We start from the raw sequence: 14816 nt of genomic DNA, 5'->3' as shown, positions 1-14816 counted from the left end.
TCTGCTGGGCCGTCAGGAAGCCAGCCAGGCGGCGGTGTACGTGTCGATCTCGGCGCTGAGCTTCGCCTTGCCGGCCGGGTCGAGGAAGGAGGCCTCGACGGCGTTCTTCGCGAGCTGGGCGAGGCCGCGCTCGTCGAGGTCCAGCAGCCGGGCGGCCACCGCGTACTCGTTGTTGAGGTCGGAGCCGAACATCGGCGGGTCGTCGCTGTTGATGGTGACGAGCACGCCGGCCGCCACCATCTCCTTGACGGGGTGCTCGTCGAGGGTGGCGACGGCGCGGGTGGCGATGTTGGAAGTGGGGCAGACCTCCAGCGCGATGCGGTGCTCGGCCAGGTAGGCCAGGAGCTCGGGGTCCTGGGTGGCGCTGGTGCCGTGGCCGATGCGTTCGGCGCCCAGGTCGCGGATGGCGTCCCAGATGCTCTGCGGGCCGGTGGTCTCGCCGGAGTGCGGCACGCTGTGCAGGCCGGCGGCGCGGGCCGCGTCGAAGTACGGCTTGAACTGCGGGCGCGGGACACCGATCTCGGGGCCGCCGAGGCCGAAGGAGACCAGGCCCTCGGGGCGCAGGTCGACGGCGAGGCGCAGCGTCTCGGCGGCGGCCTCCTCGCCGGCCTCGCCGGGGATGTCGAAGCACCAGCGCAGGATCACGCCGAGCTCGGTCTCGGCGGACTTGCGGGCGTCCTCGATGGCCTCCATGAAGGCCTTCTCGTCGATTCCGCGGCGGGTGGAGGAGTACGGGGTGATGGTGAGCTCGGCGTACCGGATGTTCTGCCGGGCCATGTCGCGGGCGATCTCGAAGGTGAGGGTGCGCACGTCGTCGGGGGTGCGGACCAGGTCGACGACGGACAGGTAGACCTCGATGAAGTGCGCGAAGTCGGTGAAGGTGAAGTAGTCGGCGATGGCCTCGGGGTCCGTGGGGACCTTGGAGTCGGGGTGCCGGGAGGCGAGTTCGGCGACGATGCGGGGGGAGGCCGAGCCGACGTGGTGGACGTGCAGTTCGGCCTTGGGCAGCCCCGCGATGAAGGGGTGCAGGTCGGGCATGAGGGTGGCCTCCGAAGGGCGCGTGCGGATGGAACGGGCTTCATCGTAGGCAGGATCCGCACCGGCGAAGTGGCCTGTCGGAGGGAGCGCTTAGCATGGCCGTACGAGAGGGGGGCGCCGTATGACCGATCAGAGCCCCGAGTCGCGAGACCCCTGGGCGCCGCTGGAGCAGCCCGCGGTCGATCTGGGCAAACAGCAGGGCGGGACGGGGGCGCCGGGGGCGCCGGGGGTGCACGACCAGCAGACCGTCGCCGGGATGCCCGGCGCCGGAGGCACGCCCGCGGGCACGCCCGCGGCCGCACCCCAGCCCGGGCAGGCGCCCGGGGGGACGCCCGCCTACGGCTACCCGGCGCAGCCGGATCAGGCCGGGTACGGCTACCCGGCCCAGCCGGGCGTGCCGCAGGCCCCGTACGGCGGCTATCCCGCCCCTCAGGGTGTCCCGCAGCCTTCGTACGGCGGTCAGCCGGCCTACGGCGGGTATCCGGGATACCCCGGATACCCGGGATACGCGCCCAAGAGCAACGGCTTCGGCATCACCGCGCTCGTCCTCGGGATCCTCTCCGTGGTCACGTGCTACTTCGGCCTCCTGTTCGGCGTTCCGGCCGTCATCTTCGGCGTGCTGGGCCGCGGCAAGGCCAAGCGCGGCGAGGCAGACAACGAGGGCATGGCGCTGGCCGGCATCATCACCGGCGCGATAGGCATCGTGATCAGCTGCCTGTTCATCGCGTTCTTCATCGTCGTCCTGGCCGGGGAGAGCGGCTCCAGCTCCGACTCGGACTACTTCTCTCCCTACGAGAACACGCAGGTCCTCCACCGGAGCAGAGCCGGCAGGTGCGGCGGAGGGCCGGGCGGGGACGCGTACGTCCCGGCCCGGCCCTCCGCCGTGTGCTGCGCCGTGCCGTCAGGCGGCCGTGTCCGCCCCGCCCTGCCCGGTCGCCCAGGGCCACGTGGCGTCCCGGCCGTCCTCGATCAGGGACACCATGCGGAAGGCCGCGTCGGTGAGCCCGCCGAAGGTGTGCCGGTGCGCGGACCCGGAGGGCGCGTGGCCCACCCGGTATCCGGCCAGGTTCCACGTGTAGACCGGGACCGTCTCCGGCACCAGGGCCGCGGGATCGCCGCCGTAGGAGTACGAGGCCTGCTCGTCGGTGACGATCAGGACCCGGTCGTGCCCCGCGTAGTGCGTGCGCACCGCCTCCGCCGTGTACGTGCCGCCGAGGTCCTCGAACCGCTCCAGGATCTTCAGCACCGACTCCCCGCCCCGGTAGCCGACCGCCTTGCTGGTGGAGCCGAACTGCACCAGGTCCGCGTCCTCGGCGCGCAGCGCCAGCGCCGTCCCGAAGACGGCCGCCGCGTCCGCCCTGTTGAGCTGCGAGCGGTCCGACAGCGGCGACCACATCGACCCCGAGCGGTCCACCAGGACCAGCGTCCGCCCGGGCAGCGCGGGTACGTGGGCCAGGGAGAGGCCCAGCGCCCGCTCCAGCGGGTACGCCCACCGCAGCGAGGGCGCGTGCTGGTAGGCGGCCAGGTAGCGGAAGGGGAACTGCCGGGCCCGGGCGACGGTCTCCGGGTCGGAGATCTTCGCCGCGACCCGCTCCGCGACCTCGTCCGAGACCCCGGCCTGGTCGAAGTTGCGCAGGTTCCGCAGCAGCGCCATCGCGCCCATGGACGGGATGACCGCCTCCCAGGCGGCCGCGTCCAGCGGCCCCTGCAGCCAGCCGGCCAGCGCCTCCCAGGTCATGCCCGCCGCGGCGAGCCGCTCGGCGCCGTCCGCAGCGGTGACCACGGCCCGGCGCTCGGCCACGGGCAGATCCATCAGGGCCCGGTGCGCGAGCAGGGTGCGGTTGCCCGCCGGGACCTCGGCGGTCTCCGGGTTGTGCCGGCGGTCCAGGGCGTGCCGGAAGAGCTCGCCCTGCCAGGGCTTGGCGGGGTCGGGGGAGGCGTGCACCAGGTTGAGGACGTCGCCGAAGCGGAATCCCTTGGAGGCGGTGTCGTACTTCAGGAGGGACTTCTCGTTGTAGAGGCGGCGCAGCGCGTCCGCGATCCCCCGCTTGACGGGCTTGGGCACGGCCCGTCCGTACGTGGCGGTCCAGTAGGCGAGCAGTTCACCGGGCTCGTCCGCGCGCAGCAGTACGGAGTCCACGACCTGCCGGTTCGACGGCCCGCCGGTCGCTCCGGCGTCGAGCCGCGCCCGCACGTACTCCGCGGCGCCGACGAGCGAGGCCGTCCGCATGTTGCCCTCGCGGCGGAGCCAGCCGAGCAGGCCGGCGGTCCACTCGGGATCCTCGACGGCGAGCCGCCGCACGAGCGCGGAGAACCGGTCGTCGCGGGCGCCGCCGCCCTCGTAAGCGGTCTGCTGCGTCACGAAGTTGGCCACGGCGAGCAGGAACAGCTCGGACCGGGGATCGCGGAGGTAGCCCGCGCTGCCGTGGTGGTTGGCCTCGCGGCTGCCGGTGGAGCGGACGGGTGAAGTGGGTGACGCGGTCGCGGTGGTCCTGGACGCGCGCAGGTTGAAACGAGCCATGGTGAATCCCCCCGAATTCAGTGGAAAGCGGGGAAGGCGTGACGTGCGCGATGCCCGAGATCGAAGTCGGCGGCGGTTTATGTCGACTGCTCTATCCGACTGAGCTACCGGCCGGAGCCGGACGGGACTCGAACCCGTCACCTGTCGATCCGAAGTAACCGCTGCCTGCGCACCGGGCATCGCGCACGCGGGCCTCCCGAGATCAGAAGCGGCGGCGGCGTGATTTCTGCAAGAAGTAGCCGCAGCCATGCGCACCGGGAGGTGCGTGACGTAGGTGTCCAGAGTTCGAGGTCGGTGAAACCACAAGGTGCTCTGCCAACTGAGCTACACCGGCCCGAAGCCAGTGACGGGACTCGAACCCGCGGCCGCCCCATTAACAGTGGAAGTAAGTCTCACCTGCGCACCTGGACAAGGATCACGTTAGACGCGCACCGCGGTGCGCGGAAACGATTAAAGCCCCGCCCGCAGCCGCTCGCGCGCCTCCATGAGCGCGAAGCCCAGCAGGTTCAGGCCGCGCCAGCGTGCCGGGTCCAGCGCGCGCTCGTCGTCGGCGGCCAGGCCTATGCCCCAGATCCGGTCCATCGGACTGGCCTCCACCAGGACCCGTGTCCCGGTCGAGAGCAGGTACGAGGTCAGCGCCGGGTCGGAGCCGAACTTGTGCACGCTGCCCTCCACCACCAGCGCGAACCGCTCCCGCTCCCACACCACGTCGTCGAAGCCGCGCACCAGCCGCCCGGCCTTCTTCGCCTCGGCCGGAGTCCTCGCCTCCAGCGCCGCGCGCTCGGCGTCAGGGTCTTCGAACAGACGAGCCTTTCCGGCCATCATCCAGTGTTCCGCGGTGGCGTACCGCACGTCACCCACGGTGAACTCGGACGGCCACCACTGACTGAAGCAGCTCGGTCCGAGCGTCCCGTCGGGCCGCGGACGGTGTCCCCAGAACGGCAGGAACTTCGGCCGCTCACCCCGGCTGACCTGCCCGATCAGTTCCTCGATCTTCTCCATGCACGCGAGTCTCGCAGGAGCCACTGACACTTCGTACGGGATTTCGGGCGCGCCTCGACACATGGTCGACCGATTCCGTCGCGTAATCAAAAGGCAACAACGGAATCACTTGGCCGAGGGGTGTACCTCTGCCAGGATCGGCACTCAATTCGAGCTTTAGCTCGAACTGTAGCTACGGAGAGCGTGAGAGCGTGATGGGCAACCGCTTCCAGGTCAAGGTCCAGGTCAAGGACCGATTCGCCGCAGGCGCGCAGTACATCGACGGGCAGCTGCGGCCCGGCACCTCGGGCCGGTCACACACCGTGGTCGACCCCGCCACCGGCGAGGAGGTGCTCACCTACGAGCTGGCCTCCACCGCCGACGTGGACGCCGCCGTCGCCGCCGCCAAGCGGGCCTTCCCCGGCTGGTCCGGGGCCACCCCCGGGGAGCGCTCCGACGCGCTGCACCGGCTGGCCGGCGTGCTGGCCGAGCGGGCCGAGGAGTTCGCGCACGCCGAGTCCCTGCAGTGCGGCAAGCCGGTCAAGCTGTCGACGGAGTTCGACGTGCCGGGGACCATCGACAACACCGCCTTCTTCGCGGGCGCCGCACGCCACCTCCAGGGGCAGGCCGCCGGGGAGTACTCCGGGGACCACACCTCGTACGTGCGCCGCGAGGCGATCGGGGTCGTCGGCTCCATCGCGCCGTGGAACTATCCGCTGCAGATGGCCGCCTGGAAGATCCTTCCGGCGATCGCCGCGGGCAACACCATCGTCCTCAAGCCCGCCGAGCTCACCCCGCTGACCTCCCTGATGTTCGCCCAGGCGGCCAAGGAGGCGGGCCTGCCCGACGGCGTGGTCAACATCGTCACCGGCGCCGGCCGGGACGCGGGCGAGCACCTGGTCGGCCACCCGGACGTGGTCATGACCTCCTTCACCGGGTCCACCGCCATCGGCAAGCGGGTCGCCGAGATCGCCACCGCCACCGTCAAGCGGCTCCACCTGGAGCTCGGCGGCAAGGCCCCCTTCCTCGTCTTCGACGACGCCGACCTGGAGGCCGCCGCCAACGGCGCCGTCGCCGCCTCCCTGATCAACACCGGCCAGGACTGCACGGCCGCCACCCGTGCCTACGTCCAGCGCCCCCTCCACGACGCCTTCGTCGCCCGGGTCGCCGAGCTGATGGAGACCGTCCGCGTCGGAGACCCCTTCGATCCGTCGACCGACCTCGGCCCGCTGGTCTCGCACGTGCACCGCGACCGCGTCGCCGGTTTCGTCGAGCGCGCCCGCGCCTACGCCACCGTGGTCACCGGCGGGGAGATCCCCGGGGCCGGGGAGGGGGAGAGCGGCCTCGCGGCCGGCGCCTACTACCGGCCCACCCTCATCTCCGGCGCCGCCCAGGACAGCGAGGTCGTCCAGTCCGAGATCTTCGGGCCGGTCCTCGTGGTCCTGCCCTTCGACACCGACGACGAGGGCATCGCGCTGGCCAACGACACCCCGTACGGTCTCGCCGCCTCCGCCTGGAGCCGTGACGTGTACCGGGCGAACCGTGCCACCCGGGAGATCCAGGCGGGCTGCGTCTGGGTCAACGACCACATCCCGATCATCAGCGAGATGCCCCACGGCGGCTACAAGGCCAGCGGGTACGGAAAGGACATGAGCACGTACTCCTTCGATGAGTACACGCAGGTCAAGCACGTGATGTACGACAACACCGCGGTCGCCGCGAAGGACTGGCACCGCACGATCTTCGGGGACAGATAACCACGTAGGGCCGCCCGACCAGCGGTTCGCACCCATCCCGAAAGGGCACCTCCCATGGAGCAGTTCGAGCCCGACCGCCTCTCGGCGGCGCAACTCGCCGCGATGCGGCGCAGCCTCACCACCGGGCGCGGCGCCCTCACCCGCCGCTCCGTGCTGCGCGCCTCCGGAGTCGGAGCGCTCACCCTCGGCGGCCTGTCCGCGCTGGCCGGCTGCGGCATCCCGCCGGCCAAGCGCGCGGAGGGGACCGCCGCGGCCTCCGACGACCACTCGGAGCAGGAGAAGGAGATCAACTTCTCCAACTGGACCGAGTACATGGACACCAGCGAGGACGAGAAGTCCCGTCCCACGCTGGAGGAGTTCACCAAGCGGACCGGTATCAAGGTCAAGTACACCGAGGACATCAACGACAACGTCGAGTTCTTCGGCAAGATCAAGCCCCAGCTCGCGGCCGGCCAGGACACCGGCCGCGACCTGATCGTCGTCACCGACTGGCTCGCCTCGCGCATCATCCGGCTCGGCTGGGCCCAGAAGCTGGACCCCTCCCACCTCCCGCACGCCTACGCCAACCTGATCCCGCAGTTCCGCAGCCCCGACTGGGACCCGGGCCGCGCGTACAGCTACCCCTGGACCGGCATCAACACCGTGATCGCCTACAACACCAAGGCGACCGGCGGGAAGAAGGTCGACTCCGTCACGCAGATGCTCGACGACCCCTCCCTCAAGGGCCGCGTCGGCTTCCTCACCGAGATGCGCGACAGCGTCGGCATGACCCTGCTCGACCAGGGCAAGGACCCGGCGAAGTTCACCGACGCCGACTACGACGAGGCGATCGGCCGGCTCCAGAAGGGCGTGGACAAGAAGCAGATCCGCCGCTTCACGGGCAACGACTACACCGCGGACCTCGACAAGGGCGACCTCGCAGCCTGCCTGGCCTGGGCCGGCGACGTCATCCAGCTCCAGGCCGGCAACCCGGACATCCAGTACGCGATCCCGGCACCCGGCTACATCACCTCCAGCGACAACCTGCTGGTCCCCGTGAAGGCCCGGCACAAGGCCAACGCGGAGCGGCTCATCGACTACTACTACGAGCCCGAGGTGGCAGCCCAGCTGGCCGCCTACATCAGCTACGTCTGCCCCGTCGAGGGCGTCAAGGACGAGCTGGCCAAGATCGACCCGGAACTCGCGGACAACGTCCTGATCGTCCCCGACAAGGCGATGGCCGCCAAGTCGCACGCCTTCCGCTCCCTCACCAGCGAGGAAGAGACGGCGTACGAGGAGAAGTTCGCCAAGCTCATCGGAGCCTGACGGGTCCCGCCGCGCCCCCACCGGCGAACACACCCGTACCGGCACCTGCCCCTTCCACGACACACCACCGAAGGCCCAGGCCCATGACTGACAAGACCGAAGGCGGCGACGTCCGCCTCGCCGGGATCAGCAAGCACTACGGATCCTTCACCGCCGTGCACCCGCTGGACCTCACCATCCCCCAGGGTTCCTTCTTCGCCCTGCTCGGCGCCTCGGGCTGCGGGAAGACCACCACCCTGCGCATGATCGCCGGTCTGGAGGAGCCCTCCACCGGCACCGTCAGCCTCGGCGACCGCGAGGTCACGCACCTGCCGCCGTACAAGCGCCCGGTCAACACCGTCTTCCAGAGCTACGCCCTCTTCCCGCACCTCGACGTCTCGGAGAACATCGCCTTCGGGCTGCGCCGCCGCGGCATCAAGTCGGTCAAGAAGCAGGTCGACGACATGCTGGAGCTGGTCCAGCTCGGCCAGTTCGCCCAGCGCAAGCCGCACCAGCTCTCCGGCGGCCAGCAGCAGCGCGTCGCCGTGGCCCGCGCGCTCATCAACCACCCGCAGGTACTGCTCCTCGACGAGCCGCTCGGCGCCCTCGACCTCAAGCTGCGCCGCCAGATGCAGCTGGAGCTGAAGCGGATCCAGACCGAGGTCGGCATCACCTTCGTGCACGTCACGCACGACCAGGAAGAGGCCATGACCATGGCCGACACGGTCGCGGTGATGAACGGCGGCCGCGTCGAGCAGCTCGGCGCCCCCGCCGACCTCTACGAGAACCCGAAGACCACCTTCGTGGCGAACTTCCTCGGCACCTCCAACCTCATCGAGGCCGAGGTCCTGGAGGCCGGCGCCGCCGACGTCGTCGTCTCCTCGGCCGGTACGAAGCTGCGCGTCCCGGCGTCGCGATGTTCGACCACACCCCGCGCCGGCGGCAAGCTGCTGGTCGGGGTGCGCCCGGAGAAGATCTCCCTGGTCCACGCGGACGCCGAGGACACCGTCGAGGCCGGCCGCAACAAGGTCGCCGGCAAGATCGCGGCCTCCTCCTTCATCGGAGTCTCCACCCAGTTCGTCATCGACAGCCCGGTCTGCCCGGAGCTGGAGGTGTACGTGCAGAACATCGAGCGCGACGCCCGCCTCGTCCCCGGCGCCGACGTGATACTCCACTGGAACCCGGAGCACACCTTCGGGCTGGACGCGGCACAGGACATCGACGCGGGCATCGAGACGGTCGAGGAGTCCGCGTGACCGCCCCCGCGACCCTGCCCGAGGTCGCCGTTTCCGCCGAGCCACCGGTGCACAAGCCGTCCCTGAAGAAGCGACTGGTCCCGTACTGGCTGCTGCTCCCGGGCATCCTGTGGCTGCTCGTCTTCTTCGTGCTGCCGATGATCTACCAGGCCTCGACCTCGGTGCAGACCGGCTCCCTCGAAGAGGGATTCAAGGTCACCTGGCACTTCCAGACGTACTGGGACGCCTTCACCGAGTACTACCCGCAGTTCCTGCGCTCCCTGCTCTACGCCGGCACCGCGACCGCGCTGTGCCTGCTGCTGGGCTACCCGCTGGCCTACCTGATCGCCTTCAAGGCGGGCCGCTGGCGCAACGTGCTCCTGGTGCTGGTCATCGCCCCGTTCTTCACCAGCTTCCTGATCCGCACCCTCGCCTGGAAGACGATCCTGGCCGACGGCGGCCCGGTGGTCGGCGTCCTCAACACGGTCGGCTTCCTGGACGTCACCAGCTGGCTCGGCATGACCGAGGGCGACCGCGTCCTCGCCACGCCCCTCGCGGTCGTCTGCGGTCTGACGTACAACTTCCTCCCCTTCATGATCCTGCCGCTCTACACCTCGCTGGAGCGCATCGACACCCGCCTCCACGAGGCGGCCGGGGACCTGTACGCCCGTCCCGCCACGGTCTTCCGCAAGGTGACCTTCCCGCTGTCCATGCCGGGCGTGGTCTCCGGGACCCTGCTCACCTTCATCCCGGCGAGCGGCGACTACGTCAACGCCGAACTGCTCGGCTCCACGGACACCCGCATGATCGGCAACGTCATCCAGTCGCAGTACCTGCGCATCCTCGACTACCCGACGGCGGCCGCGCTGTCCTTCATCCTCATGGCCATCGTGCTCGTCATGGTCACCATCTACATCCGCCGAGCGGGGACGGAGGACCTGGTCTGATGAAGAGCGCCACCACCTGGCTGCGCCGCAATCTCGTCGTGATCGCGGGGCTCGGCACGCTCGCGTACCTGATCCTGCCGAACGTCGTCGTCACGGTCTTCTCCTTCAACAACCCCACCGGACGGTTCAACTACGCCTGGCAGGAGTTCTCCCTCGACGCATGGAAGGACCCCTGCGGGGTCGCCGACATGTGCCAGTCCCTGTCCCTCTCGCTCCAGATCGCCCTGTGGGCGACCATCGGAGCGACGGTCCTGGGCACCGCCATCGCCTTCGCGATGGTCCGCTACCGCTTCCGGGGGCGCGGCGCGGTCAACTCGCTGATCTTCCTGCCGATGGCCATGCCCGAGATCGTGATGGCGGCCTCGCTGCTCGCCCTCTTCCTCAACATGGGCATCCAGCTCGGCTTCTGGACGATCCTGATCGCCCACGTCATGTTCTGCCTCAGCTTCGTCGTCGCCGCCGTCAAGGCCCGGGTGCTCTCCATGGACCCCCGCTTGGAGGAAGCGGCCCGCGATCTCTACGCCGGACCCGTGCAGACCTTCCTGCGCGTCACCCTGCCGATCGCGGCCCCCGGTATCGCGGCGGGCGCGCTGCTCTCCTTCGCGCTCTCCTTCGACGACTTCATCATCACCAACTTCAACTCGGGCAACACCGTCACCTTCCCCATGTTCGTGTGGGGATCGGCCCAGCGCGGTACGCCTGTACAGATCAACGTCATCGGCACCGCGATGTTCGTCATCGCGGTCCTGGTGGTGCTGGGCGGCCAGATGGTCGCCAACCGCCGCAAGAAAGCACAGCCCAAGTAACACCTGTAGGGAGTTGGAAGACATGGCCCCAGACGCCATGCGCACCGCTGCACGATCTCTTTCCGAAGCGAAGCCGGTCTCGTACTGGCTGGACGACCCCGGCAAGCCCGCCGCCGAGCCCGCCCTCACCGGGGACGAGCACTGCGACCTGCTCGTCATCGGCGGCGGCTACAGCGGCTTGTGGACCGCACTGCTCGCCAAGGAGCGCGACCCCGCCCGGGACGTCGTGCTCATCGAGGGCCACGAGGCGGGCTGGGCCGCCTCGGGCCGCAACGGCGGCTTCTGCGCCGCGTCCCTCACCCACGGCCTGGCGAACGGGATGGCCCGCTGGCCCGACGAGCTCGCCACGCTGGAGGAGCTCGGCGCCCGCAACCTCGACGCCATCGAGGAGGCGGTCGCCCGCTACGGCATCGACTGCGACTTCGAGCGCAGCGGCGAGATCGACGTGGCCACCGAGCCGCACCAGGTCGCGGAGCTGCGCGAGTTCCACGCGGAGGCCGAGCGGCTCGGCCTCGCAGGCCGCTCCGAATGGCTGGATGCCGACGCCCTGCGGGCCGAGGTCGACTCCCCGACCTTCCTCGGCGGGATCTGGGACCGCGACGGCGTCGCCATGCTCAACCCGGCGAAGCTCGCCTGGGGCCTGAAGCGGGCCTGCCTGGAGCTGGGCGTACGGATCTACGAGAACACCCGCGGGCTGGACCTGGCCGGCTCGGGAGCCGGCATGGCCGTGCGGACCCCGTACGGGCGGGTCTTCGCCCGCCGGGTGGCGCTGGGCACCAACATCTTCCCGTCGCTGGTCAAGCGGGTGCGCCCGCTGACCGTCCCGGTCTACGACTACGCGCTGATGACGGAGGCGCTGACCGAGGAGCAGCTCGACTCGATCGGATGGAAGAACCGGCAGGGCCTCGGCGACAGCGCCAACCAGTTCCACTACTTCCGGATCACCCCCGACCGGCGGATCCTGTGGGGCGGCTACGACGCGATCTACCCCTACGGGGGCAAGCTCGACGCCGAGCACGACCACCGGCCCGAGACGTACCTCAAACTCGCCGAGCACTTCTTCACCTGCTTCCCGCAGCTGGACGGGCTGAAATTCAGCCACGCCTGGGGCGGTGCGATCGACACCTGCTCGCGCTTCTCCGCCTTCTTCGGCACCGCGCACGCCGGCAAGGTGGCCTACGCGGCCGGCTACACCGGCCTCGGCGTGGGGGCCACCCGCTTCGGCGCCGACGTGATGCTGGACCTCCTCGCGGGGGAGAAGACCGAGCGCACCGAGCTGGAGATGGTCCGCTCCAAGCCGATGCCCTTCCCGCCGGAGCCCTTCGCCTGGACCGGCATCACGATGACCAAGTGGTCCCTGGCCCGGGCGGACCGGATGGGCGGGCACCGCAACCTGTGGCTGAAGACGCTGGACCGCTTCGGTCTCGGCTTCGACAGCTGAGGTGAGGCCGGGGCCCGACGGCGCTGCACCGGTTCGCTGCACCGGTGCGCTGATCGGGTAAGCGACCTCCGCACGCCCCGGGCGCACATCGCCCGGTCCAGTGTGACCTGCTTCACTACCACGGAGTAACGAAACCCGCGTCATACCTGCGCCCGGCCCCGCTCTCTCCAGTGAGAACGCTTCACCTCACCCACAGAGAGCGGAGGCCGGGCGATGACGATCCCGGGGGACAAGACGGCAGTGGAATGGCTGGTCTCGGTGGCGCCGGATCCGGACGCCTGCCGGTGGGAATGGGAGCGCAACCCCCTCGGGGTCGCCCTGCTGCCCGCCGGCCACCGGTGGGACGTGTTGATCCTGCCGGGGGAGCTGGGACACGCCACCCTCGACGTACTGAACGCGCTGCTCGACCGGCCCGGCCCGGTGCTCGCCGATTTCGGCGGCTCCCGGCTGGGCTTCTTCGTGCCCCCGGGCACGGCCTCCCGCTGGGTCGGGACCGGCGTACGGGGAGCCGGGCACGGCACCTGGATCGTGGTCCCGTACCCGGGCCGGGCCACCGGCGGGGTCCGCTGGCTCGTGGTCCCGGACGGGCGGGGCACGCTCACCGATCCGGCGGTCCTGGAGCTCGCGATGCACGAGGCGGCGGCGCGCGCCGTGGGGCGGGGAGGCGGGAAGTCTTGACAAGAAGATTGGTCTGGACCATCTTGGGCGCCGCTGCGCCTTCCCCCACCGCTTCCCGACGCGCGGCCCGGCTCCATCCCCCCATGTACCGGAGGCAGTTGTGCGCCCCACTCGTCCTGCTCGCCCCACCCGCCCCGCCAGACCCACCGTCATACGCTCCGCGCTGTCTCTCCTTACCGCCGCCGCCCTCGCGGCGGCCGGCCTCCTCGCCACCGGCCAGCCGGCCGCGGCCGCCGACGCCGACCTCATCCGCAACGGCGGCTTCGAAGCCGGCCTCGACGGCTGGAGCTGCTCGGCCGGCAGCGGAGCCGCCGTCAGCACCCCCGTGCACGGCGGCACTTCCGCCCTCAAGGGCACCCCGGCCGGGCAGGACAACGCCCGCTGCTCCCAGACCGTCACCGTCAAGCCCGACTCCGCGTACACGCTGAGCGCCTGGGTGCAGGGCGCGTACGTCTACCTCGGCGCGACCGGCACCGGAACCACGGACCCCCAGACCTGGACCCAGACCCCGGGCGCCTGGAAGCAGCTGAGCACGAGCTTCCGTACCGGCGCGAACACCACCTCGGTGACCGTGTACACGCAGGGCTGGTACGGCCAGCCCGCGCAGTTCACCGACGACGTGACCCTCGTCGGCCCGGACCCCGGCGGCTCCGGACCCGGCCCCCAGGTCCCGGCCGCCCCGGCCGGGCTCACCGCCTCCGCCTCCTCCGCCACCAGCGTCGGCCTCTCCTGGGCGGCCGTCACCGGCGCCACCTCGTACAAGGTCTACCGGGACGGCGCGAACCCGACCACCGTCAGCGGCACTTCGGCGACGGTCACCGGCCTCACCGCCGCGACCACCTACTCCTTCCAGGTCAGCGCCGTGAACGCGGTCGGCGAATCCCCGAAGAGCGCCGCCGTCCCGGTGACCACGCCGAGCGGCCCGGGCAATCCGGGCAACCCCGGCCTGCCCGCCCACGCCCTGGTCGGCTACCTGCACGCCAGCTTCGCCAACGGCTCCGGCTACGTCCGGATGGCCGACGTACCCGCCTCGTGGGACGTCATCAACCTGGCCTTCGGCGAGCCCACCTCGGTGACCTCGGGCGACATCCGCTTCCAGCTCTGCCCGGTCAGCGAGTGCCCGACCGTCGAATCGGCCGCGGAGTTCAAGGCGGCCATCAAGGCCAAGCAGGCCGCGGGCAAGAAGGTCCTGATCTCGATCGGCGGCCAGAACGGCCAGGTCCAGCTGGGTACCACGGCGGCCCGCGACACCTTCGTCTCCTCCGTCAGCAAGATCATCGACGAGTACGGGCTCAACGGCCTCGACATCGACTTCGAGGGCCACTCCCTCTCCCTGGCCACGGGCGACACCGACTTCCGCGCCCCCACCACCCCGGTGATCGTCAACCTGATCTCGGCCGTGAAGACCCTGAAGGCCAAGTACGGCCCGGACTTCATCCTGACGATGGCCCCCGAGACCTTCTTCGTCCAGCTCGGCTACCAGTACTACGGATCCGGCCCCTGGGGCGGCCAGGACCCGCGCGCCGGCGCCTACCTCCCGGTCATCCACGGCCTGCGCGACGACCTCACCCTGCTCCACGTCCAGGACTACAACTCGGGCTCGATCATGGGCCTCGACAACCAGTACCACTCCATGGGCGGAGCCGACTTCCACATCGCCATGACGGACATGCTGCTCACGGGCTTCCCCGTGGCCGGCAACACCGCCCGCGTCTTCCCGCCGCTGCGCGCCGACCAGGTCGCCATCGGCCTCCCGGCCACCACCAACGCGGGCAACGGCCACACCTCCCCGGCGGAGGTCGACAAGGCCCTGGACTGCCTGACCAAAAAGTCGGGTACGACCTGTGGCTCCTACCAGACCCACGGCACCTGGCCCGCCCTGCGCGGCCTGATGACCTGGTCGATCAACTGGGACCGCTTCGGCAGCTGGGAGTTCTCGAAGAACTTCGACGCCTACTTCGGCAGTTGACCGGCCGCAGCTGACAGGCCGTAGCTGACAGGTCGTAGCTGACAGGTCGTAGCTGACAGGGGAGGGGCCGGGGCGCACGCCCCCGCCCCACCCTCATGTCAGCCCCGCCCCCACCCGCAACGGCCCCCGCGGTGGGCACCCCACCGGTGCGGACCGCCG

Annotated in this window: 11 protein-coding genes and 1 pseudogene; 9 read left to right on the top strand and 3 right to left on the bottom strand. The window is 70.5% G+C overall.

What is annotated here, in order from left to right:
* Positions 1-12 precede the first annotated feature (12 nt).
* Positions 13-1038: an adenosine deaminase gene (locus ACFWNV_RS09085; RefSeq protein ID WP_383942806.1), complete on the bottom strand. Its 1026-nt coding sequence runs from the start codon at positions 1036-1038 to the stop codon at positions 13-15.
* A 121-nt stretch (positions 1039-1159) separates the two neighbouring features.
* Between ACFWNV_RS09085 and ACFWNV_RS09080 the strand changes: the two are divergent.
* A pseudogene (locus ACFWNV_RS09080) lies at positions 1160-1744 on the top strand (DUF4190 domain-containing protein); the annotation flags it as partial.
* A gap of 195 nt (positions 1745-1939) precedes the next feature.
* Here the strand turns inward: ACFWNV_RS09080 and ACFWNV_RS09075 are convergent.
* The gene (locus ACFWNV_RS09075; protein WP_383942803.1) at positions 1940-3559 is read right to left on the bottom strand and encodes a TROVE domain-containing protein; all 1620 of its coding nucleotides are present in this window, start codon (positions 3557-3559) and stop codon (positions 1940-1942) included.
* Positions 3560-4009: 450 nt separating this feature from the next.
* Entirely contained in the window at positions 4010-4561 is a 552-nt protein-coding gene (locus ACFWNV_RS09070; protein ID WP_383942800.1) for an NADAR family protein, read from the bottom strand.
* A gap of 194 nt (positions 4562-4755) precedes the next feature.
* Between ACFWNV_RS09070 and ACFWNV_RS09065 the strand changes: the two genes are divergently transcribed.
* The 8 genes from ACFWNV_RS09065 (at position 4756) to ACFWNV_RS09030 (ending at position 14657) form a co-directional block, all read left to right on the top strand.
* Positions 4756-6297, top strand: a complete 1542-nt coding sequence (locus ACFWNV_RS09065) for a gamma-aminobutyraldehyde dehydrogenase (protein ID WP_383942947.1) — start codon at positions 4756-4758, stop codon at positions 6295-6297.
* A gap of 54 nt (positions 6298-6351) precedes the next feature.
* Positions 6352-7602 (top strand): spermidine/putrescine ABC transporter substrate-binding protein, encoded by a 1251-nt coding sequence (locus ACFWNV_RS09060; protein ID WP_383942797.1) that lies wholly within the window; start codon positions 6352-6354, stop codon positions 7600-7602.
* A gap of 83 nt (positions 7603-7685) precedes the next feature.
* Complete coding sequence (locus ACFWNV_RS09055; protein WP_383942794.1) at positions 7686-8837, top strand: ABC transporter ATP-binding protein; 1152 nt, start codon at positions 7686-7688, stop codon at positions 8835-8837.
* Complete coding sequence (locus ACFWNV_RS09050) at positions 8834-9763, top strand: ABC transporter permease (protein ID WP_383942791.1); 930 nt, start codon at positions 8834-8836, stop codon at positions 9761-9763. The genes ACFWNV_RS09055 and ACFWNV_RS09050 overlap by 4 nt, the downstream gene beginning before the upstream one ends.
* Positions 9763-10569, top strand: coding sequence for an ABC transporter permease (locus tag ACFWNV_RS09045; protein ID WP_383942788.1), 807 nt, complete (start codon positions 9763-9765; stop codon positions 10567-10569). Before ACFWNV_RS09050 ends, ACFWNV_RS09045 begins: the two co-directional genes overlap by 1 nt.
* Positions 10570-10591: 22 nt before the next feature.
* A complete protein-coding gene (locus ACFWNV_RS09040; RefSeq protein WP_383942786.1) occupies positions 10592-12010 on the top strand; it encodes an NAD(P)/FAD-dependent oxidoreductase in 1419 nt (472 codons plus the stop codon).
* A 213-nt stretch (positions 12011-12223) separates the two neighbouring features.
* On the top strand, positions 12224-12688 hold the full coding sequence (locus ACFWNV_RS09035) for a hypothetical protein (protein WP_383942783.1): 465 nt from the start codon (positions 12224-12226) through the stop codon (positions 12686-12688).
* 151 nt (positions 12689-12839) lie between these two features.
* Positions 12840-14657: a chitinase gene (locus ACFWNV_RS09030; protein WP_383942944.1), complete on the top strand. Its 1818-nt coding sequence runs from the start codon at positions 12840-12842 to the stop codon at positions 14655-14657.
* Positions 14658-14816: the final 159 nt, after the last annotated feature.

Source organism: Streptomyces sp. NPDC058401 (assembly GCF_042722885.1).
GTDB lineage: Bacteria > Actinomycetota > Actinomycetes > Streptomycetales > Streptomycetaceae > Streptomyces.
The sequence above is the reverse complement of the archived record's forward strand: the minus strand, read 5'-3'. Positions and strand labels throughout refer to the sequence as shown.